Annotated in this window: 16 protein-coding genes; all 16 read right to left on the reverse strand. The window is 51.0% G+C overall.

The window, feature by feature from the left end; all coding sequences use genetic code 11:
* Positions 1 to 32 precede the first annotated feature (32 nt).
* Positions 33 to 2,642, reverse strand: a complete 2,610-nt coding sequence (locus BLU57_RS16030; RefSeq protein ID WP_090318249.1) for a hypothetical protein — start codon at positions 2,640 to 2,642, stop codon at positions 33 to 35.
* A 7-nt stretch (positions 2,643 to 2,649) separates the two neighbouring features.
* A complete protein-coding gene (locus BLU57_RS06845; protein WP_090318252.1) occupies positions 2,650 to 3,996 on the reverse strand; it encodes an ATP-binding protein in 1,347 nt (448 codons plus the stop codon).
* Between the two features lie 24 nt (positions 3,997 to 4,020).
* Entirely contained in the window at positions 4,021 to 9,735 is a 5,715-nt protein-coding gene (locus tag BLU57_RS06850) for a contractile injection system tape measure protein (protein WP_143026945.1), read from the reverse strand.
* Positions 9,719 to 12,835 carry a hypothetical protein gene (locus tag BLU57_RS06855; RefSeq protein WP_090318258.1) on the reverse strand — a complete coding sequence of 1,039 codons (3,117 nt, stop codon included), beginning with the start codon at positions 12,833 to 12,835 and terminating at the stop codon, positions 9,719 to 9,721. Before BLU57_RS06855 ends, BLU57_RS06850 begins: the two co-directional genes overlap by 17 nt.
* Positions 12,822 to 13,151, reverse strand: a complete 330-nt coding sequence (locus tag BLU57_RS06860; protein WP_090318262.1) for a hypothetical protein — start codon at positions 13,149 to 13,151, stop codon at positions 12,822 to 12,824. Before BLU57_RS06860 ends, BLU57_RS06855 begins: the two co-directional genes overlap by 14 nt.
* Positions 13,152 to 13,976, reverse strand: coding sequence for a hypothetical protein (locus tag BLU57_RS06865; RefSeq protein WP_090318267.1), 825 nt, complete (start codon positions 13,974 to 13,976; stop codon positions 13,152 to 13,154).
* Entirely contained in the window at positions 13,949 to 17,797 is a 3,849-nt protein-coding gene (locus tag BLU57_RS06870; protein ID WP_090318270.1) for a baseplate J/gp47 family protein, read from the reverse strand. Before BLU57_RS06870 ends, BLU57_RS06865 begins: the two co-directional genes overlap by 28 nt.
* A 13-nt stretch (positions 17,798 to 17,810) precedes the next feature.
* Complete coding sequence (locus BLU57_RS06875; protein WP_090318274.1) at positions 17,811 to 18,236, reverse strand: GPW/gp25 family protein; 426 nt, start codon at positions 18,234 to 18,236, stop codon at positions 17,811 to 17,813.
* A gap of 15 nt (positions 18,237 to 18,251) precedes the next feature.
* Positions 18,252 to 18,551, reverse strand: coding sequence for a PAAR domain-containing protein (locus tag BLU57_RS06880; RefSeq protein ID WP_090318277.1), 300 nt, complete (start codon positions 18,549 to 18,551; stop codon positions 18,252 to 18,254).
* A 48-nt stretch (positions 18,552 to 18,599) separates the two neighbouring features.
* Positions 18,600 to 20,390, reverse strand: coding sequence for a type VI secretion system tip protein VgrG (gene vgrG, locus BLU57_RS06885; protein WP_090318280.1), 1,791 nt, complete (start codon positions 20,388 to 20,390; stop codon positions 18,600 to 18,602).
* Between the two features lie 7 nt (positions 20,391 to 20,397).
* On the reverse strand, positions 20,398 to 21,099 hold the full coding sequence (locus BLU57_RS06890; RefSeq protein WP_090318282.1) for a CIS tube protein: 702 nt from the start codon (positions 21,097 to 21,099) through the stop codon (positions 20,398 to 20,400).
* Complete coding sequence (locus BLU57_RS16035; RefSeq protein WP_176776388.1) at positions 21,100 to 21,264, reverse strand: DUF5908 family protein; 165 nt, start codon at positions 21,262 to 21,264, stop codon at positions 21,100 to 21,102. It lies immediately after the preceding gene.
* An 18-nt stretch (positions 21,265 to 21,282) separates the two neighbouring features.
* Positions 21,283 to 21,753: a phage tail protein gene (locus BLU57_RS06895; RefSeq protein WP_090318285.1), complete on the reverse strand. Its 471-nt coding sequence runs from the start codon at positions 21,751 to 21,753 to the stop codon at positions 21,283 to 21,285.
* Between the two features lie 33 nt (positions 21,754 to 21,786).
* A complete protein-coding gene (locus BLU57_RS06900; protein WP_090318288.1) occupies positions 21,787 to 22,245 on the reverse strand; it encodes a phage tail protein in 459 nt (152 codons plus the stop codon).
* Between the two features lie 76 nt (positions 22,246 to 22,321).
* Positions 22,322 to 22,624, reverse strand: coding sequence for a hypothetical protein (locus BLU57_RS16230; RefSeq protein ID WP_371113148.1), 303 nt, complete (start codon positions 22,622 to 22,624; stop codon positions 22,322 to 22,324).
* Positions 22,524 to 23,879: a hypothetical protein gene (locus tag BLU57_RS06905; protein WP_218131643.1), complete on the reverse strand. Its 1,356-nt coding sequence runs from the start codon at positions 23,877 to 23,879 to the stop codon at positions 22,524 to 22,526. Before BLU57_RS06905 ends, BLU57_RS16230 begins: the two co-directional genes overlap by 101 nt.
* Positions 23,880 to 23,980: the final 101 nt, after the last annotated feature.

A 23,980-nucleotide genomic window follows, 5' to 3' on the forward strand; every position in this document is an offset into this window, starting at 1 on the left:
CCAATTTTCTGCGCATGAAATCATTACCCGGTCTAATCGCTGATTCTCGGCCGCGATGGCTTGCGCATTTGTTTTTTCCGCCGCTGATAAGCAATGATACTGACTGCAATACCGCCGGAAACCACCAGGATCAACGGCAAATTACCCGCAGAAACCGGCTCCAGCAGAGGATCATAGGTTAACAACAGCAATGCGACTATCACTGTGGGCAGCAGAATAACCAGCAGATAAATCACATAAAAGTTACTGATCTTTTTATGAATGCGGCATGAATATAAATACAGGATGGTGAATAACAAACATAAGAAGATCAGCGCACCTAATGCTAACCGGAAGTACACGCGATTTTCGCAGACCATTTTTTCCAGCATCGATTCCGGTTCACCATGCCAGGTGGTATTTTGAAAATATCGCACCAGGCAGCCGCTAACAAAATTAATTTCATCGCAGCGGAACGGCATTTCCGCAACGACCTCCGGCTCGTTGGTCCATAAAGGCCAGAACCCGATTCCGCCGAAGTTATCTTTAAAATACACAATATCGTCTTCCAATTGTTTCCAATCCCTGCCATCGAATTCGATGACCGGAACAATATGTCTAAGCAAGATGCCGCGTTCGATACCATGCAGTTCGCCATTTTCGATATCCAGCCGCAATTTCTTTTTGGAATCCGTGGTCGGCTCCTCAATCAGAATCAGAATCTTGGTTTTCACGTCAGAACGCGCATTGGTTGCAAACGATGTATCCGCGCTGCTGGAAGGCTTGGTATTATCAACCCAGGCAAATAAATTGGCATAGCGGTAAACACCGCTACCGAGCGCGGATTGCGGCACCAGGATATTGACAAAATAGTCACCTCTCTGCGCAAACAATCTTTTCTGCAGTTCGGTAAAAAAGCGGTTGAACAACTCAACGGATTCGCGATCATCCGGGAAACCATCAAAATACAGCGTAATGCCATCGCCCAGCGCGGGCGGCGGAATCATGCCGAAGGTTATATTCTGCCGTATTGTGCTGAAACGATCGGTTAATTGGCTGGTGAGCAGATTCACGATGTTTTCCGTCAACGTTTCAAAAACCGCTGCTTTGGATGGATTGGACAGTTTCTTCCAGCGCTCCCAGTAGGATTTATCATTGCGGATGACCCAATCGACTTTGCTGTTGTGTTTGCGGGCAGCCTGAATAAATGCGGTCTGCGCATCCCGGCCCGCATCACCGAGCGATAAAATCGTGCTTTCGTTATGTATATTATTCGCGTGCTTGATGATGCCGTCTTCATCAAACGAAAGCCCATAATAAGCAACTCTGGACAATACGCTGAAATTAACCGTTTGCTTCTCTCCAGCCAGCCAAAATGGGTAAAAACCGTACACCGTGCCGGACAAATTATCCAGCACGCAACCGCAGCCGCTACCATCCCATTGAACGGGCGATGCCGCGCGATAAACCGGACTTTTCTTATATAGTGGTGCGATGGCGGGCTGTACCACCTGCTCATACAGACCGGTGACAAATTCATCAATCAATGCCAAATCGTGATCTTCGCAATCCTCTTTGGGATGCAAGCGCAATAAATCAATTTCCTTCAACTGTTGGGAAAAATCGCGCATTCCCTGATAGGGGCCGGTTAGCAAGTCCTCGGTCAATTTTTTAAAGTTATCATCGCTGATTTTTAACCCGGACACATAGGCATTCTGTTTACTTACATCCTGGCAGGCGCCAATACCCGCATAGATTTTCGACTTTGCCGCTTGCTCAAACAGGTGTTTATCAGGATAGGCTACACCTTTTAATGACTTATCCAATAATGCAGCGAGAACACCATTGAGCGAAGTAAATAAAGCATCGCCCATCAGCACATCGAGAAAATTCTGACTGATGGCAGCATCGGCATAGCGGTAATATTGCTGGATCACCGGCGTCAATTTATCCACCAGATCGGGATAATCCTTAAGCACCTCCGCGATGGCCGCTTGCAAAGCCGCTACGTTATCGAATTTCTTATTGACCAGCTTGGACAATTGCACATAGATCTGGCCTTTACCTTGCAGTATTTTGAAATCTTCCGCCGCCAGCTGATAGAAATTGATCATCGGTTGGTTCTTATGGATCGTGATCGATTCCATTTGTGGATCGATCACTTGCAGATAAAGGTACACAAGATCCAGCAATGCTTGATCGGTTCCGCTGCGCCGCACCTTGTAATAACTATTTTTCTGCGCTTCCGGCTGATCGTCATTCCACAGCGCAAAATCAGCGCTGATCAGCACTTTTGCCTCTTCCGGAAACATATTCGCGAAAGATGCGATACGTTCCAGACGGCTTCTGGTTTCATTGACATATTGGCCGACCGGCTCAATCTTGAAATCGTGGATAAACCGTTGCAGCCAATACAACGTGACCGGCCCCATTTTCCCATCCGTCAGCGGTTGTTTGCTTTGCGCAACATCCTTTTTCCAATCGCGATCTCCTTGATAAATCAACGCCAGATTCCGCTGCATGCCACTGACAGTGGATTTATCCAATCGTTTGAATTTTTCTTGATCGAGCAAGCGATCGTACTGCGCGTCCACTGCCAGCGCAGCGGAAACGCAGCAGCTTAAAAAAACGCATACCATCCAGCAAAGGAAATATTTTTTCATCGCATACTCACAGTGTTCGGCCTTCTTTTAGCAATTCTTTTATCACGCCTTTGATCAGATCATCCTGAATAATCACATCGCGCTTCATCCGTATCGCCTGAATGGCAGCGTAGCGCACCGCATTGGTAATAGCGCCGCCTGAAAGCTCATAGCTCTCCGCCAGCTTTGCCAAATCGGCATCCGCCGCAAGCAAGCGGCTGCTGGCAAACATGCCTTGCCACAATCTTAAACGCTGGTCAGCGTCCGGCATCGCAAAATGCACCGAGGTCTGGAAACGCCGGGCAAAGGCTTCGTCGATGTTGGTTTTCAAATTGGTCGCCAGAATCACCACACCGGGATAATCCTCAACGCGCTGCAATAAATACGATACTTCCTGGTTCGCGTAGCGGTCATTCGAACTGCTGGTTTGCGTTCGTTTACCGAATAACGCATCCGCTTCATCGAAAAAAAGAATCCAGTTCTTGTTCACCGCCTGATCAAACACATTCGCCAGATTTTTTTCGGTCTCGCCGATATATTTGGATACCACCATCGACAGATCGATGCGGTACACATCGACGCCGATGCTCGATCCGATCAGCGTCGCCGTCAACGTTTTTCCCGTGCCGGGAGGGCCATAAAATAACGCGCGGTAACCCGGTTTGATATTTCTGCCCAGATTCCATTGCTGCAAAATGGTGTGCGAATGCCGCAGCCAGGTGTTGATATTGTCGATCTCATCCATCACTTCCGGATCGAGCACCAAATCATCCCAAGTCAGCGAAGTCGTAATCAATTTCGCCGGAAAGTTGGTACCATAATCCGGCTTATCATGACGCCCCAGCGTCAACCGGTTCAAATACTCGACCATCATCATCAGCATGGCGCTCAAAAAAGGCTCGCCGCTTGCGCTGTGCTCCACCTTGAGAATTTGCTGTTTGGACAAGTAGTGATCAGGCTGAAACAAACGCATCGCTTCGAAACGTTTTGCCAGATTGTCTCCCGCCAGAATGAAAACAGCCGTTTCGCAGGTGGGCAAAAATCCGCTATGCCCCTTGCCTTTCCATCCGCCGAACTCGGTAAATCCACGCGCGGTTTCCTGGTTGTTGAGCAGAAAAGTATCCAGCACATGCGGTTGTATGTGCGGCAGCAACGCCAGAATGACCACCAGCCGCTCATCGAATCCCATAGCGTATTCCCGCACCAGCTGCGCATATTCGGATTGCTCCGCGGCAATATCCGGCGGCGATAACGTGCGGATATCCTCAACAGCGCCTTCCCGGCAAAAATAAATATCACAGCGCGCCGCCAGCACCGTCTTAAACCAGGCGATTTCCTTTTCCAAAGTGACTGCGTTTGCGTCGCTTTCCATCATCGCCGGTATTTTTCCCGTAAATTATTAGCGCCAGATAACATGAACCGCCCGCTCCATCCAGCTGTGCTTGATGACAGAAAAACTCCACGGCAAGCTATCCAGCAACATATCAAACACGCCGGGTTCAACTGTCAGATACCACATGCCATCTTCTTTTAATTGCAATTTCCCTTTACGCCGCAGGAATGTCTCGCGTAAACCGCTGATGGAGGTATTACCGATGGTTTTCCAATTCTGAATCATGCCGCGCATCAACCCTTCGATCGTTTCCTGTTCCTGCGCGTTGATCGCGATTTCCCGGCAGATCGGAATGCCGGTCGATACGCCGCATAGAATTTTGTTCAGTGTCAATTGGTATTCCGGCGATTGCGTTTGCTCGTTGACCATAAACTGCAGCAAATGCGCCGCACGCTCGGCTGCTTGGCGATCGACAAAAGCGCCCTCCTCGACCAGTTTCAGCATGCTGAAAAGCCGCGGCAAATACGGCGCTGCCAGCACCTGCCCGGCATTATCGATATAAATCTCCTCGGTGACATCGGTCGGTTCAGTTCGGTTCAGCAAAGCATCCCAATCGATGGCCGCTGCTTGCTCAACCGGCACCGGCGGACTGACTCCGGTTTCGACCAGTGGATTTTCTTTCCCGCTGTGCAGTGATTCGACCGGAGTGTCGATCAGTGCCTGTAACAATAAACGAATCGCAGCGGCCGTTTTATTCTGCGCCAACGCTTCATACCAAGCCCGTAGCGTGATCTGCACACCCGTCTCATCCGATACGCCGCGTGCGAGTGCCTGCAAGTAGATCGCCGGTGTGATTTCAGCGGTGTCCAGGGTCAACAGATACCGCAGGCTAGCGGCCCATAAACGCTGTTGCCATTGCTGCCGGTTATTTTGTCCGGTTACCCGGTAAAGCTTGTCTGTCTGCGCCAGCAGGTGTTCATTCAGCACGGCCGCTTGTGGCGCCAACAGGTAAGCGATCTCCATCCGTATGGATGGCGGTAGTTTGTTCACCCAGCCGGGTACGGCTATCGCGCGCAGTGTCATGCGTAACCGTTGCCTGAGTTCGGCCGGTTGAGTGCTTGTCTCAATCGTTGCATGATGCGCATCGATCAGCTGTGCCGCGCGCAAGGCTGCGATTACTGTTGCGTACAGTGCTTCATCACTTGCCGGAGAGTGTTGTTCGGTTGAGTGTTGTGATGTTGATCCGGTTGTTGATTCCGTTTTGACTTGCTTGCCTTGTTCGTTCCAATCCTCACGGGCATCACTCGGCCGGAAAGATGTTTGCTTCGACTGGATTGCAATCGCTTCCAGGTCGATTTCCCGGTCATGCAGTAGATCTTCCAGCAGGAGCCGGTAGTAGGCTTGCCGGTCATTGACGCGATCCGCGTACTTTTCTATTGCTTGCAGGAAGGTACGCCGGTCGGCAGTGTCGCTGGCGGATTCCATCTGCAGCAGTTGCTCAACCAAGCTGTACAGTTCGATTGCGTCCAGTTGCGCTGCCGTTACATCGTAACGGCGGCTACGTAGATCTTGATACAGTTGCCGCAGTTGCGCCGGGTGATTGATTGCTAACGTTTCCAGCAACGCGCTCAGACTGTACCCGGCAGCCGGTTGACCGGTTGCAAAGCGTTGCTGAATCTGCCAGTAAGCAGCATGTGCTTCGTTTGCTGGGTTAAGCTCCTGAACGGAATGCGGAGTTTCTTCGGCTGTTTGCTGCCATGCCGGTGCGCCGCCGATGAGCGTTCGCAATAACGCCGCTATCGCGCTGGCGGTTTTACTGTGTCCCAGCGCTACGTGCCAGGCGCGGAGGGTTGTCTGTAAATTCGCTTCTTTTGGAGAGACAGCGCGCACGAGCGTTTGCAAGTAAGCGGCTAGATCAGTCTCTGTAGCGGTTTCGGACAACAGATAATCCAGACTCGCACCCCATAGCCGCTGCTTCCAGTGTTTTTGCGTTGCTTTCCCGGACGATCCGGGCAGCCGGTACAGGACGGTACTGTGCGCCAGCAGGCGTTCGATCAGCAGCGCCGCTGGCGGCGACAGCCAGTAGCTGATGTCCAGCAGGACCGGTTGCGGCAGCTGGAGCAGCTGGGGTTTTATTGCTGGTGATTGCAGTAAACGATGTAACCGTTGCCGCCGTTCAACCGCTTGCAGCCGCAGCACGCTCGAAGCAAATTCCGCGTCGATCAGCTTCGCCTGTTGCAGTGCCGCTACGATGCGGAAGTACAATGCTTCATGCACCGGCCGGGTTTGTTCCGCTTCAGCGGCTTGTGCAGTGATCTCCGGCAACCTGACGTCTTCTACATTCTCAGTCTCTTTTATTGCCTCCAGTTTGGCCGGCTCACTGTGCGCCGCAACCGCTCTCCCCTCTGCCTGAGTGCTCGCAGCAAGGCCTCTCAGCAATGTAAGCAATGCACCGGAAGTGTTACGCTGCGCCAGCGCTTCATGCCAAGCCTGTAGTGTAGCTTGCGCATCAGCTTCGCCCGATACGCCACGTGCAAGCGCTTGCATATAGGCCGCCGGTGAAATATCAGTAGCATCCTGAGTTAACAAATAACGCATGCTGGCCATCCATAAGCGCTGCTCCCATTGCTTCCGGCTGCTTTGTTCGATCCGGGCAATCGCCCGGTATAGCGTATCCGCGTGCGCCAGTAGATGTTCGTTCAGCACTGCCGCTGACGGGGCTAACAAATAGGCAATATCCATCCGGATTGATTGCGCCAGCTGATTCACCCAGTCGTGTACGGCTATCGCACGCAATGCAGCCCGTAACCGTTGTCTGAGGTCCGCGGGCTGAATACTTTCTTCTATAGCCGCGAGACGCTCATGAATCAGCCCTAATCTACACAGTTCCGCCATAACGGTGACATACAGCGTCTCAAAACCGGTTTGGGGTTGCGGCGCCATTGGCTGGAAAGTCGATCCGGTACTCACCGGTTCCGCGGTGATCGGCTTGTCCCGATTTTTATGGGCAGAATCGTTTTCAAGCAATGTTTGCTGCGGTAACGCTGCAATCGCTTTCGGATCAATTTCCCGTTCTTCTAACCGGCTCTCCGGCAACGGTTGAAAGTCAGCCGTTTGCGCTTTATCACCAGCTTCGCCTTGCGCCAACGCTTCATACCAAGCCCGTAGCGTGATCTGTGCATCGGTCTCATCCGACACATCGCGTGCGAGCGCCTGCAAGTAAGCCGCCGGTGTGATCTCAACGGTGTCCAGGGTCAGCAGATACCGCAAGCTGGCAGCCCATAAGCGCTGTTGCCATTGCTGCCGGTTGCTTTGTCCGGCTAACCCGGTTACCCGATAAAGCTTGTCTGTCTGCGCCAGCAGATGTTCATTCAGTACGGCCGCTTGCGGCGCCAGCAGGTACGCGATATTCATCCGTATGGATTGCGGCAGTTTGTTCACCCAATCGCTCGCTTTAATCGTGTGCAATATGCCGCGCAACCGTTGCCTGAGTTCAGCCGGTTGAGTGCTTGTCTCAACCGTTGCATGATGCGCATCAATCAGCTGTGCCTCGCGCAAGGCTGCGATTACTGTTGCGTACAGTGCTTCATCGCCTGCCGGGGAGTGTTGTTCGGTTGATTGTTGTGACGTTGATCCAACTGCTGATTCCGTTTCGGCTTGTTTGGCTTGTTCGTTCCGATCTTCACGGGCATCACTCGGCTGGAAAGGTGTTTGCTGCGATTGGCTTGCAATCGCTTCCAGGTCGATTTCCCGGTCATGCAGTAGATCTTCCAGCAGCAGCCGGTAGTAGGCTTGCCGGTCATTGGCATGATCCGCGTACTTTTCTATTGCTTGCAGGAAGGTGCGCCGGTCGGCAGTGTCGCTGGCGGATTCCATTCGCAGCAGTTGTTCAACCAGGCTGTGCAGTTCGACCGCATCCAGTTGGGCTGCTGTTACATCGTAGTGGCGGTTGCGCAGGTCTTGATACAGTTGCCGCAATTGCGCAGGGTGATTGGTTGCTAACGTTTCCAGCAACGCGCTCAGATCGTACCCGGCAGCCGGTTGACCGGTTGTGAAGCGTTGCTGGAGTTGCCAGTAAGCAGCATGTGCTTCGCTTGCTGGGTTTAATTCCTGAACGGAATGCGGGGTTTCTTCTGCTGTCTGCTGCCATGCCGGTGCGCCGCCGATGAGTGTTCGCAATAACGCCGCTATCGCGCTGGCGGTTTTGCTGTGCTCCAGTGCTACGTGCCAAGCGTGCAGGGTTGTCTGTAAGCGCGCCTCTTTGGGAGAGACAGCGCGCACAAGCGTTTGTAAGTAAGCGGCCGGATCGATCTCTGTAGCGGTTTCAGACAACAGATAATCCAGACTCACACTCCATAGTTGCTGCTTCCAGTGTTTCTGCGTTGCTTTCCCGGACGATCCAGGCAGCCGGTACAGCACGACGCTATGCGCCAGCAGGCGTTCGAACAGCAACGCCGTAGGCGGCGACAGCCAGTAGCTGATGTCCAGCAGAACCGGTTGCGGCAGCTGGAGCAGTTGGGGTTTTATTGCTGGTGATTGCAGTAAACGATGCAACCGTTGCCGCCGTTCAGCCGCTTGCAGCCGCAGCACGCTCGAAGCAAATTCCGCATCGATCAGCTTTGCCTGTTGCAGTGCCGCTACGATGCGGAAGTACAATGTTTCATGCACCGGCCGGGCTTGTTCCGCTTCAGCGGATTGTGCAGTGATCTCCGGGTGTTGCGCTTCCTCTTCCCAGCGCTCGCTTTCTGTCCCTTTCGTCTTGCTTTGTGCTGCATCCTGATCGTCATTCCGGGGCATCGGCAAAGCTGAGTTCCCTGTGGAATCAGCATGCGGATTCCGTGCATAGGCATTTTCCATGGCCAGCAATGCGTCATACAGCAAGCTACCGGTTCTCTCTTCGTGACGAGACTGCGCGGCCAATTGGCGGATTCTTTTCAGCAGGGAGAGCGATTCTCGCGCTTGCGGCGGTGCAATTTCCCGGAAAAGGCGATCCAGCAGAATCACCCGGTCAGCCTCAGACTGGCCGTGTTGCAGCAACAGTGCCAAGAGCTTTTCCCAGGCGGCATTGACCGCCTGTGTTTGAGCGGCTGGCATGGTATCCGTATGTGACATTGCCCGTTGATATAGCCGCAGGAAATCCAACAGGGGATGCGCATGATCCGGCGTGATACGGCTTAAAACATCCTCCAATGCACTGCGTGGAAACTGCGAAACCAAGCGGTTAATCACTACCGTTCTTTCCGCAGATGGCAAACGTTTGAGCAGATGAACCCAAGCTGCGCTGGCGCTGTGTTCCCGCAGTACTTGCTGCAGCATCTTTTCGTGCACATGCCGATCTGCCGTGTCCATAGGCCAGGACATCCGGCCCGTCAGCAAAAAATCCTGCAGTTTTTCCAAATCCGTTTGGATCTTACTTAACCGCTGTACCGATAATTGCGCAGGCAATGTCTTGACCGGTATCGATCCAGATTGGACAAAATTGCTTTGCATCGCGCGCAGCTGGTCACTCAGTTCCTCCTGCACGCGCTGAATCAATTCAGCATAAAAATCCACGCCGGGAATATTACCCAGGTCAATTTCCACCCGATCCAAACGCCAGACCGCATCAGTTTCATCGAATTCATCCAGAATTGAATCGATGGCAGGCAACAGCTTTGCTGTCAGGAAAGCATTCATTTCCGGCTCGTGTTCGTTGGCTAGCGAGAAAGAGTCAAACGAACAATCAAAAATAAATTCATCAATGCGGTGCGCGCTCGACATAGTATTAAAGCCAGCATTCACAATCGGTTTCTCCTCTGTTTTTCAGCAGAAAAGAGATGATTCGTTCCGATGCTCTGTTTAGTTGCTTGAAATTATCCTGATGGTGATCGAGGTTGGCCTGCTGTAGACAAAATAACCAAGTTTTATAGCGTTGCTCGAGATCCTGCATCGGTACAAAGTCGAGCCAGTAAAACTCGGGGAGAATATGCGCGGGGAGATTCTTGATCACCGTTTCCTCGGCAAATTTACGGAATGCGGTATTTGCAAACCTTGCCGTCCAGGATGGAAAAATCACGCTGACACGGAAATCAAAAAAATCTTCAGTACCGGAGATAGCGGTAGCAGCATCTTTTCCTCGATGCCGCAGCAGCACGTGCTCGATCATGTGAAAACTCTCGCATGCGATATTCAGCTGTGTAATCGCGCGGCAGAACTCATGCGCGTATCGAACCGCGTCATCCCGGTTGCGTTTGCGGCTCAATGGCCATAAGCGGGTATTCTGTCCGGACTTCAAACACACGGCGGTATATTCCCTGGTGCTGATCAGCCGGAAATTTTTTATCTCGACGCCATCCTTAAAAACGCCGTAACCAAACGGCGGGAGCTTTGCGGGAATAGCAATTTCTGCAAACTTTTCTTCCTCGAATACGACTGGAATCGCGCGATCTTCCATTTTCTCCGGTAAGAATTGCACACTTTCCGCCAGAATATGATCGGGAATCAGGCGGCTGTTTCTTTCCGCGAGAACATCGGTGATCAATGCAATACGATCGAATGACTGCAATCCCAGCAGAATACTGATCCGTTTATGCGCACCGGCGAGATTTTCTTCCAGCTCGCCATGATGTGGGTGCAATACCGGTTTCAGGTAGTTAAAACCCTTCGCCCGGTCGCGCGTGATTTCCCGGATACATTTCAGATAATTGATTTTGTTCTCGATCACCCACTTGGCTTGATCGGGACGCCGGTAACAATCGAATTCTTGCAATGAGCGTTGCGGATATTGCTCGCCGTACATCGCCAATACCGTATCCAGCACGCGATTCCTGCGCTCGGTGAAGCGATCGTAACGCGTCAGAATCTTGGACAGTGTCGTCCGGCTATGATGATTGCCATCCGCATACAGGGATTCGATGCCGGGAATATTCCGGTCATCGAGAAATTGGGAAAAATAGGACTGTTGCAGCCCGGAATCGAGCGAAAACAAGCGCGGCATTTCTTGCAGATGCTGCAAGTAATCCGCCATCAATTGCTCGTACGGAAAGAGGTATGCTTTGAGCTGCTTTGCCTTTGCTTTCACGCCGGGCGATTCCGACTGCGGAATACCGTAGCGGTTAATCCCGTAAATGGCCGGAAAATGATTCTGAATCGAGTAATAATCGGACGATACCCGCCGCTCTCCTCTGGGCAGCGGGATTAAATGCGCAAACGACGGGCGATTATTTCTGAATGCATGGTATGCAAAAATTAATTTTTTCAATTCCAGACGCGTTTCTTCCAGCAATGCTTCGTCTTGCGCATTCTCGTAGGGTGTAAATCCCGTCGTCTTGCCGTCATGATTCTTGCGGCTCACATCCTGGGGAAGCACCAGCCGCAACAGTTGTTTCGGCTTGCCGGATTTAGGAAAACACAGATCGGGAAATACGTAGCGCGATGAGTCATAGGAAATGCTGGTGTACTTCTTGTTTTCCTGGTCAATCAGGTAGAGATCGTGCACCTTGCTCACACCATCGATTTGACTGATGAGGGAAATTAAATCGACTACGCTGAGAATCTCCTCCGCGCCTTCAAAGCACCGGTCGCTGATGAAACCGTGCTTTGTCAGTGGGCCGGAAAAAACCTGTTCGTAATTGCCCGTTTCACTCAGAATCGATTCATAGCGGTCAATCTGAATGCCGGAAGAAATGTAGTGGGCGCATTGGAGGAAGATTTCGGCATAAATTTTGGCACTATTGTGAGCCGGTTGTATTTCGATCTCACCCGCCAGAAAATAGAGCACCGTATGGATAATTTCAATGCGATGAATATCCTCGCACAGATTGCGATGCGCGGCAAAAACAGACCGGATTTTTTGTATGACGGCCTTTTCATCGAGCTCCCCTGCACTTTGATCCGGCGTATTGATTTCCGAAAACAAACCATCGCCGATTCCGGTCAATATTTTATCCAATCTGGATAACACACTCCCGAAGCGCGACAAGGGAATAACCAGCTTTGCCAGCAACTCACCGCCATTGGCTATCCAATCGTCCGGGTTTGATTCGATCGCAGCCAGAATATTTTTTAACGCATCGTTGAGTTTCGCATAATGGAATACCGCATCCAGCTTGAACAACACTTCGTTCAACCGGGCACTCAAATCCGTGCTCAGCGATGAATCCATCAAGACCGACCAGATGGAGCCAATCTTGCTCCAGATATCGTCGACACTCGACAAACTCGCATCCAGTTGATGCAGGATATCGCCTATTTGATCAGCCAGCTGCTCGGATGCCGGTAACGGCAAGTCAATATCAGCCGCAAAATCGCGCCCTCGTTTTAAGTTTTCGTGATCAGTATCCAGTTGATGGCCGAGTTGATCCAGCAGCGAGCGAACATGCTCCGAAGCGATATTGATCCGTTCCAGCTTACCGGATAGCTCGCTCAGACTCTCATCTTGCTTGGGTGGATCCGCTCGGCTTTGAATCAGCTCATCGTCAAGCTTCACGAATACGGTGTAAAGACCGTTGGCTAACGCATTTTCTTCCGTCGCGCTGGGTTCGAGCCAGACATAATCGATCTCCGGAATGGCGTCGTAGAGAATTTTTTGATAATCGATTCCGGTCACTGCGGCGCTGGGAAGAATTTCTTCCGGCGAGTAGAGCGCTTGCTGCTGATAATCGATCGTTCCTTTTGCACCGGTCAAATAATCCGGCACGGTAAATCCGGAACGGTAAGACAAATCGGTCAACCCATAGCAGAGTTGTTCCAGAATGGTGACGCCGGGATCATGCAGGTTATAGTCGGTCCATAGGTCACCGGATAAATCCTGAACCTTGCCGATGGCTTCCTTGCGCAACGTTTCAAAATCCAATCCATCGGGATCGATCCGGATACGCGGTATTTGCTCAGAGGCCGGCATACTCTTGCGAAGCTGCGAATGAATGCGGGTTGCTCAATTGCGCCTGGATTTGCTGGTGCAAACCGGACAGCAATGCATGGACGCGATGATAAGGCAAATTCCCCAGCGCCTTGATGGCCAGTGACAGTTCAGCCTCGATAAACACAAAGCGCTGCCGCTCTTGCGGCGCGATACCCGGCGCAAACAATTCATTGGCTTGTTGATTTAACTTACCGATCAGTTCGAATACGGATTTGAACGGCAGCTCGGCCAGTGCTTCCAGCAGCAGATTGCCTTCCTGCAAACTCAAATGAATGACTAGCATACGCGCGGACATTTATTTGTCTTCCTGTCTTTTGCGTAAAACTTTAGGGTACGCCGATTCCGGCTCTTTTTCGCTTTCATACATCACCGGGTCATACCATAACCGGGTAATGTAATAATTCACCCAGATCTTGTCACCGTATGACGATTCCACACGAAGCTGCAGCGTGTATTCAAAGTTCTCGATATTCGCGCCGCGCTCCCAACGTAATTCCAGGCGATTGCACTTGGCGCCATAGTGCGCCTGATGATAGGTGATGTGGCTCTTGTCGTTATAGGCGTTGAGCGCGAAAGCATGCATCAAGGCATACTTGCCATCGGCATCTTTACCGCCGACACCGGCCATCACCTCGAAGGCCTGACAGCCGGTCAACGTTTCGGTGATATCGTGCCAGTTTCCATCTGCGGGCACCGGCAGTTCTCCGCGGCGTCCGACTCTGCCATGCGAAGCAATGGTACCGGCGACATCCAGTTCAAAACGGGGATTATCGGTATTGATACCGACACCGGCTGTTACCGCATCGCCGGACTCGGCGCTGCCATCGGTGCTGCGCAATGTCAGAATATGCGGGTTATTTTTATTGCCGAAGCTCAGATTTCCCGTTGCTTTATCGATACCGGCAGACCACATGGCGCTGAGCGTCGCCATGTTCTGATAAAAACTCATCAGCTTGCCGTCGCCCAGCTGAAAAATTTTCAATCCCTCTTCGGCGGTTTTCTCGAATCCATCATCAATCAGATTCAGCGTCGAATCGATCAAGTCGGCAAATGCCACTTCAGAAGGCATTCTGCCATTCTTGAATTTGGCTTCTAGTGTTTTTCTATCTTTTCGCGCCATTTTTCGTCAGAAATTATAAAAGTACTGCCAATTTCGAGTTCGCCGATGCCGGTGATTTGCGGCTCGATTAAATCGTAGCGATCATCCATCTCGATAAAATGCTGCTTGATAGGCGCCACGATACTCCAGGGATATACCGGGATAATATCTTTTACTTCCGAATCCTCCGGTTTATCCGCGCTGTCAAGCAGGTCGAAATAGTCTTCACCCGCCGGTGCAATGCGCAGTATGGAAAGATTGGTGACACGATCGACATAATCGAGGCTCTGGATAAAAGACTCAACATCATGCTTACTGACCATCCAGCCAAAGTGACGGGTATATCCCACGGTCTCGTTCCATGGCGACAGGAAGTCCGTTATCGCCTGATTCAAACGCTCCAGATACATACCGGCCAGTAATGGATTTTTCAGCTTGACCGTGCAGCGCACCTGGATGACTTCGTAAACCGGGTTAAGGATGTGCGCGGTCACAAAAGGCGGCACATACTGGTTGATAAAATCTTGTATTTCAGTAATCAGGTGGCCATTCAGAAGCGGCTTCTGCGTGACGCTTTCGTTCTGAGCGAGATAAGGCACCACCACCATCAGCACATGGCCGGGACTGAAGCGCTGCTTGATCACAAAATCAGGGCTCATGCCGGGAAAACACTTCACCTTATAGATTTGCGGAAACTGCTCGAGTATCAGCAGTTCATAATCGGCCGGCAGCAACGCGCGCTTTTTATGCCTCAGCCGCTCGCTGACACGAATACGCAAATGAGCGCGGTCTTCCGCCAAACGGCCGCCAAAAGAGGGTTGAATTTGTTTGACGGCGCCTACGCCCGGAATTGATTTGCGCGCGCGCGACACCGCACCGGCAGGTAAGCGGATGGAATTGCCCGGCACGGTATCTTGTTCCAGATGCCGGCTGGCTCTTAACGCTTGCGCATGAATTGAATACAAACTGCAAAATTTTTCCAGATCATGATCGGACGACACCCGCAACCAGGATAATCCGGCCGGTAACACGGTATTGTCCTGGGAAATATCCGCCGGAATATTCAACGTGATTATTCCCGATCTCATGAACCGCTGCGTGGAGTCGGATACGATCTCTCTAGCGCTTAGCGCAAACCATTGGTTATCCGCCAGATAAAACCACTGCATCTCCTTCAGCGAAGCGGCTTCTACCGGCAATGAATTCTCCCGCAAATAAAAATATAGCGTAATCACACCGCCACCGGTCAAACCTTTTAAGCCAATTAATAGATTCCCGGAGTGGAGAAATTGCGGCAATAAATAATGGGCTTGATCGGCTCGCATAGTGACATTTTTCCACCCCAGCGGATGCAAATAAATCATTCTCTCTTGCAGCGCCGCAACACAATTGACTTCTTCCTTGCCCATGATCATTTGCGCAGAAGCTTTATAGTTGACTGCGATGGATGTGATCATCGGTGTGTACGGCGGATTAGGCACGTGTTTAAGAAACTTGGCATGTTTCTGCTTGGCGTTGAAAGTCAGTACATTAGCCAATGCAGTGGGATAATCGCGGTGACCGAATGCTTGCCCCGGCGCCGCCAGGGTGAATTTGAAGAAGCCTCGATGCGTGGAGGGCGTGTAAGCGAATTCTGCCAAAGCATTGCGATATTCAAAAGGACTCCAATAGGAAATGACCGGAGCACACGACAATTTACGGTATGCGCTGACTTCACTGCCGCCATCCAAGCTGGTTTTAATTTGAAAAAGAGAATTGACAACCGCCGCTTTGGCATTCTCCGGCAGCCATTTGCCATTTGACAGTACCGTTGTGCTGACCCTGAAGTCGGTATCGCCGAAGGTTTCATAGCCCTGGTAATGGGTTTTAAAACCACCGATACCGGCAGGTAAACCGCCCCACTGGATCTCGACGTTGAAATCCGACAATTGCTTACCGGCCGCTTCCGAGCAACCCACGATCAGATACGAACCAACCTCCGGCAGCGGGCCAAACGGCGCAAACGGCGCGAGCGGGGATAATTGTCCGATGTTATTGTGCAATTGCACCGTGCGGCATCCTTCCACCGCGACATCGATGCGGATCGAATCCAATTCCAGTTTGCTCAAAATCCCATAGGGATATAAGTAACTCTTGGGATTCAGAACCAATCGCACCACAGGCAATCCGGTTTCATAACCCTCGCCGTGAATTTTGGAATCGTAGGGAACAACCGCCGGAAAGTTTTCCGGCAGGAAAAAAGTAAGCGTCAGACTGTTTTCTTCCTGCCGTTGTTCAACACCTGAGTAGGATGGCAGATACTCCGCGATCTCTCGCCACCCGCCTTCGACCGATAAACTGATAATGAAAATATCCCGGAACGCTTTGAAAAAAGCTTGCTGCTCTTGAACTGATCCTTTTTCACCGGCACTTCCGGACAGTTGCATGGCTACCGCGATTTTCCGGACCCATTGTTCCAGGGTGATTTTATTATCCCCCTCCAGTCCAGTGGTGTATTTCATATGGATAGAGACCGTCCGCCGTCCTTCTTGCAACCACAACGCCTTGCTGGCTAGCGCAAACCCGATGCGGGCATGTTGCACCAGAATGGTTTCCTCCCCTTTTTTAGGGGCGCCGAATAACGGGTACATCTGAACATTATCGCTATCCAGCGCGCTATCGCCGGTTAAAACCGGCACATCATTCAACCAGCCGCCAGTAGGGATCTGCCGGTTGATCGCGCCCGCTTGATCATTCAGCACAACCGATTCGCACAAACCATTTTCGGGAAAATTTAACGGATCGCGCTTAAAAAATAACGTATGGATAGCGCTCACCGAGGCATCGTTTATCAACACATCGTCGTCAGCGGTATAAATAATATCCTGCTTGTTCTCATCCTTACCTGCCAGAAATTCCGTTCCTTTCGGTATCAATACGCTGTGATTTTTTTTGTTCGGAACGAGCGCCACATAAACATGATCGGGTGTGAATCCGCGTGGCTGAACTTTGAGCACCTGGTCGTAATAAAAATCGACATAGTTCAAGGTGAAGCGATTAATTTTATCGTGCAGTTTCTGAAACAACTGCAAAAAGGCAAGCAACAACCCTGCGGCGGGTTCATGGTCTTTGCTGGTTAACGATACGGACAATAATTTTTCCGCACTGCCTTGCACCATCTCAATGGCTTTGACGAACGCATAGAAACTGGACCGGATAGGAACGGCATCGGCCACGTCAACCGCCGCATTGGCGTGACTGAGCGCGGTTTCCTCCGTCACTTGCAACAATGTCATCAAATCGCGGGAGAAAATCGTTTCGAGCGTGTGATGCGAAACATGCTCAGCCAAATATTGCCCGAGCACATCGATATCTTTCCTGAGTCCGGTAATGACACTTTCCAACACTTTGCGCAATTCGGTACCGATGGCATTTTTTGTCCGCGCCAGTAATTGCAGCCACCGGTCCAACAACCTGACCGCGGTATAAGACGACATCATATGCTGGCTGATTTCTTTTTCAGACAATGCACGCAATGCCTTTGTCAATTCATCGTCAGCCATATTGCCCTGACCGGCAGCGCCGGTCGCCAGCTTATCCAGATCGACAGCCAGAATCGTGGCAATGACAACCGTCTCGTCCAACGAGAAAAAATGCGCCCAGGTTCCGTCTTCCCGATTATTCAGGTTATAAAACTTCATCACTTGCGCATATTCAACCAGCAGCGCCAATAAGGTATGAAAGCGCATATCGGCAACGTTGAAATAATCCTTCTCCAGCGCCGGTAATAATCTTTTCTCCTGATTCTTACCGTCACTGATGTGCAAATGATATTGTGTTGACCAATCGGTGCGAAGCTTCATTCACCCAGAAACCTTATAATTTAACATTCGTGCCTTCAGTGAAATAAAACGGGTACACGATATTGTGGCGGTTATTTGTGGTCCGCACGATGTAGGTGATATCAATCTTGATCAAGCCATTCAAGATATCTTCCTGGTTACCGGAATCCACCCGGATATTTTCCACCACCACGCGAGGCTCAAAAAAAAGTATCGCGCGCTTGATCAGGTCAACCATGACCGTGACCGTCGTTTCATTAATCTCTTCAAAGACCTGACTTTTTAAACCGCAGCCGTATGTGGGTTGCATCACGCGCTCACCGGGATTGGTCGATAAGAGGATATACAGGCTTTCATGGATATCCTCTTCAGCCGATACTTTCCGCATCGATCCGTATTGACCGAACTCAGGCGGAAATCCCCAGCCGATTCCCAGGAATGATTTATCGTCGGCACTCATCGCTTTGCTTCCATGCTAGCCGCCGATCATCACCGTCGGAAAACCCAGCACGATGGTACCGCCGTGCGCCGTTGTGTCACCCATCCGGGCAGCCGGGCGGTTGCTGATCATGACCGTCGCCGATCCTTTCACAATACTGTCGGGTGGTCCGACGCAGATGCACATATCCCCTACCACAGCGGCCGGCATATTGCCGATCAATACAGTGGGCACGCAAGGACCACTGATCGGGCCGCCCACATGAGGAATCGGCGGCACGCCCGGTGTTTGCATCGGGCAAGTATGCATATCGGTAATACGTGCGGCTGGGGGCATCGTTAAATTCCTTTCAAAACAATTGCAATCCTGAGCATTCAATACAGCTTAATTAATCATCACAATAGCGCCTTTTACCGTGGTCTGACCGCTGGCCGACAGCTCGGCTGTGGCGTTACCTTTGGCGCTGAAACCGACATTGGCTTGATGATTGATGTTAAGTCCCTGATTTTTAATATCCGCTTGCGCCGTCAATTCGATATTGCTCACCGCATCGATGGTTACCTTGCCCTTGGCGCTGATCTTGATGTCTTTCGGGCTGTCGATGACGATACCGCTTGAATTGAGCTCGATTTTGTTGGAATTCTGGTCTTGCAGCAGAATCGATTTTTGATCGTCGCTGATGACGATTTTGTTATTGCCCGGTGTAATCACCGTGATCACTTTCTTATCATCATCAAACTCAAGCTTGAGCTTGCTACGGGTAACCACTGCTTTAATGAAATTATCGGCGGTCAATTCGTAGGGCATTTTTTGTTTGCTGCTGTACAAACTGCCGAGAATAACCGGATGCGAAGGATCGTCGTTGAAGTATCCCAGCACCACTTCGTCGCCGATCTCCGGAATGAAGAAAGCGCCGATGCCGCTGGAACCGTAGAAACTGGCCAGCCGCGCCCATACGCCATCGGTCTCTGCCTGCAAAACCGGCACAGATACCTGAATCTTGTATTGCCCTTCCGGATCGGCATCGAGCTTTTTCACTACACCGATGTGCAAACCGTTGACTCCGGGTACCCAGCCTGAAGCAAGCGGCGCCTCGGTTTTATACTGCTCGGCGAACCACTGCGACGATAGACCGAACTCAATTTCCGTCACCCAGTTGCCCTGCCTGATGTCATGTTTCACTGCCGTCACCAGCACTTTGCCGTTAAAGCGGTTGCCCACGCCTTTCAACTCAACCAGAGTGCCAAGTTTCACTTTGGCGCTCCCTTGAAACGCCGCGTAACCTCGGATACGCGCCAGACCAGACTTAATTTGCTGCCCCTTGGCCCACCCGGTGAGCGAAGCATTCTCCAGTGGTGCATCGGTTTGCAGACGAAAATAATCCGGTGCCATCACGTCTGCCAGAACACCCGCGGCAAGATCGCCCTGCCCGGTTAATTGTTCGGGACTCGCCTGCGCTTCCTGCACCGCCTGATCGGTCAGGCTCCATGCGATGCCTTTCACCACGGAAAATTGCGCAGCGGCATCGACCTCCGCGCTGAACGCCATCAAATCGATACCGTACGTCACGGTCAGAACCGCTTCACCATCAACCTGCGGCGCTTTGACCGTTACTTTTCCGGCGTCGATCGTCACCAGAAAACCATTAACTTCCGCCCGCGCCAGCAAATAATCCCAGTCGCTGCAATAGTACTGCACCAGTTCTTTATAACTCACCGTCGTATCCGTCACATCGGAACTCAGTCCGCGGTATGCGCCGATCAGCTTACTGATGATGTCGCTATCCTTTGAATCGACAAAATTGGCGTTCTTGCGGCCCACCGTCATGGCAACCGAACTGTCTTTACACTGCACGATCAACCGGGAGAAATTGTCACCATCCAATTTTATGCCATGCTTGACGACAATACCTTTGAACACAGTGCTCGTTTGATTGGCATAACCGGCGTTGATGGTGATCACCGCGCCGGGTTTAAAATAATCCGCATCGCTAACCGGAAATTTGTTGCTCGGCATATCCCCGTCCAGTAAGACGATCTTGGCGCCGGGAATTTTATTGACCCCGTACATGATCTCGACCGAAACAACTTGAATGGTATCGGCTATGGCATTGCCATCACTCTGAATAGTCACAGATACGACACCCGTGCTGCCCGTTAATGGGGAATCTGCCATAGTGAACCTAGTTTAATGGAGGGAACTGAAGCTTAGTTCCAGGTTTAAGATCACGAAAATCCGTCAGACGATTAATCTTTGCAACATCGATATAGTAGTTACAGTCCTGATAAATCCGGTAACACAACAGCGGTAAAGTATCTCCCGCTTTCACCTCGATCAAGTGCGTCAAATCCGGGGATTCTTGCCCTGCTTCCTTGGATATTTCCTCTTTGCTCTGATATTCGACAAAGGCCAGTGTAACTTTGGCACGCAATGGCACGCCGCTGGGTTTGAACAAGGTATAGTCAAATTTCAGTGACTCCACCCGCCCGTAGAAAAGCAATTCGCCCCATTTCAATTGCACAATTGGCGCTTCGTGCTTGGTACCTCGGTAGCGATACACAACGTCTTTCAATAATTCAATCTGCTCCTTGACCGGAACCGGATCGCTGACGACCGAGAGCGGATTAGCCGAGACAGCTCCGGTGGCATCCAGTATCAATTCCTTGAGAACAAATTTTTCCGGGTGGCTTGCATCGTATTTGGTTTCGGTTCCCGGTTGCCCCAGCACCTTGTTTTTGGAATAGCTCAGCTTGAACGTTTGCTCGTAACCGGCGGGATTGATCATGGCTTCAAATTTTTTCAGCGAGCCATCGACGCTGATTTTGCCGTTATTCACGACGCAGGGCGAAATCGTCAACAGCGCCTTGGCACCGCCCAGCGACATTTAGCGTTCCCCCTGTTCGCGCAGAAAATCGGCGATCATGCGGCGGCATTCCGCCAGCACTTCTTCTTTCAATAACCGGTGTTCTTCGGATAAATCGAGATCCTCGTTCCCGGTGCGCTGCACGATATTGGACTTGATCAGCAGTTGTTTAATCTCTATCGCCATTGGGTATTCTTCCGCCTGCTAGATAATGCGCATGGAAACGGTATAACTTAGAATGATCTTTTCGATGGCGACTTCGTTTTTGGTAGAGCCGAAGCTTTCGACTTCCCATTTCAACGGGTAAGCCGAATCGAAAGACCAGCCGCGAATCGGCATCTTGTCTTCATTCATCAGATACACCAGAACAGGCAAGGGCTTAATCGCCAAATTAAAACCGGATTCAAGCGTCGATTTGCACCACACCACCAACGGTGAGGTCAATGGCGCAATGCCGCGTTTCAAGGATAAATTGGGATGCTTGATGCCTTTCGGCAATTGCCGCACGAACCGGTTTTCACCGCCTTCGACAACCGATTCCACTTCCATTTCCGTTTCGATTCCGGATACTTCCTGGAAAGAAGTGTCCGCCGACAATCCGGCCGGTGGCCCGATCACGACCTTAAAATAGAAAGCAGAGGGTGGATAAACATTTCCAGATAATGAAATATTCATGAGTCACCCATCTGCTGGCAAGATTTAAAAACACTAACTGTTGGCGATCGTCAGGCCTTCATGCACGATTTCGATGGATTCTATCGCCACTTCGTTGCCTTCCGATTTCAGATCAGTGCCGGTAATCTTGGTCGGCCAAGCGTTCGTGAGCGTCCACACCATCGTCGCCTTGCCGCCTTCATCCAGCAAACTGATGGTAACAGGCAAGCGCTTAATGGTATTCATCTTGATCTGTTTAAACCAATCCCAGAATTTGTTATCACCTTTGAAAACGCCTTTCTTCATGGTGATATTGCCGACTTTTTTCATCCCCGGCATCTTGATCACAGAGAATTCCGGGCTATCGCCATGGCGGTATTTGATCTCTTCCGACTGAATATCCAGACCACTGACTTCCTGAAACCGCATGACTTGAGAATCCCACTTAACCTGAAAATAAAACTTTGGCATAGGCCAAACTGTCGTCGACTGAGCTGATCCATCATCTGCCATAATGCACTCCCAATTTTATGATTAAGAAATAAACGTTGTTTTTGTCAATTGCACCGATTAACGCGCTAACTTCAGGTTAAGATTTCTGCATTTGCTGCTGGAAGGTAATTTCAATAAACTCTGCCGGGCGGCTCAATGCAACCAGCACGGTCACTTTCAACATACCGTCCAGAATATCCTGCGGCGTCATGGTTTCGCCCAGGCCGACGAACACGCCGAAGGCATCTTCCGGTGTCGCGCCAGCCAAGCCGCCGCGTTTCCAGATACTGGTCAGGAAGTTACTGATCATGCTTTTGATCGTTACCCAGGTGCTGGAAACATTGGGTTCGAATACATACGCTTTGGTCGCCAGTCTGATGGATTCTTCCAGCATGATCATGGTTCTGCGCACGTTGATATAGTTCCAGTCCAAACTGTTGCCATCGAGCGTGCGGGCCCCCCCAAACCAAAGTGCCTTCGCCGATGAACGTCCGGATCGCATTGATCGATTTACCGGCGGTTGTGACGTTCAAGTCTTCCTGCTGCGCATTGGTGATCTCAACGGCGGGTGAAATGACCGCGTTCAGGCTGACATTGGCAGGTGCTTTCCACACTCCGCGGGAATTGTCGACCATGGTATAAACACCGGCCATACCCGCGCTGGGTGGCAGCAGATTGAGTTTGAGTTTGATACTTTCGATGATGCTCTTGTACAGCGGGCAAACGGCTGTCAGAATTTTATGCAGATCGACATCGGTCGACATGGTTGCTGTTTTGGGTGTCACGCCGATTTCTGCAATCTTGCCGTTGATCTCGGTTTTTTTCTTATCATCCAACTCGCTGCCGTCGACTTCCGCTTTGAGTAATTCCTGCAATTTATCCGCATTGGAAATGTTAGCGAAGTTCAAATCACCGGTTTGCACGATGGATGTATTGAGCCACGGATAGTAGGCTGCGGCAAAATCCAGGCTATTCGTGCCGAGATCATTGCGGAATTTCTCGATACACCCGCTATCCTGCGCTTCCTTATAGCCATCAAAAACATCCAGGATGGCAAAGCGATTTTTCATCACTTGCCCGCAATGACTCAGAGCAGCCTGTTGCAATGCGATACAGTCCGGTTCAGCCAGCGACATGGCATCAGGAATCACCACCATCGTCGGTTCCTGCTCTTTTAATAAAACATCGATCCCTGCGTTCAGCTTCGGTTTTTCGATATTATCGGTATAGCCGCCAACCGATACGACATAGCAAGCGCCGCCACCGTTTTGAAAAAACAGCATCATGCTGTGATACAGAAAATAACGAGCGCCCTGGAGTTCCAGAACATATTCCTTATCGCCGCTCGCAAAATCCGATTCGACCGCAGCTGCAGCCGCAGCCGGTGCAGCCCCTCCTTTTCCCGCTTTCGCTGCGGCTGCCGCGGCAATTTCGGAAATTTGATATTGCGTTTTAGGCGGTCCGCCAAAGAAGCTGATAAATTCCGACATGGATGAAATACGCCACGCCTTATTTAATAGCGATTTTCCTTTGTTATTGGCTCTTTCCGTATAACCGATAAATGCCGGCACTGCGGTTGCCACTTCCACGACAGAATTCGGAAACGCGCTCTTTTCAACAATGTAAACACCCGGTGTCTTATATTGCCCCATCATCAGCTCCTTTTAATTGGAAATGTAGCGTTCATCGGCCATTGTTATCATTCAACTTGATAAATCCAGCCTACAACCTTGTTTAGATTGAACATGGAGCAGCT

Origin of the sequence: Nitrosomonas oligotropha (genome assembly GCF_900106555.1) — a bacterium.
Taxonomy (GTDB): domain Bacteria; phylum Pseudomonadota; class Gammaproteobacteria; order Burkholderiales; family Nitrosomonadaceae; genus Nitrosomonas; species Nitrosomonas oligotropha_A.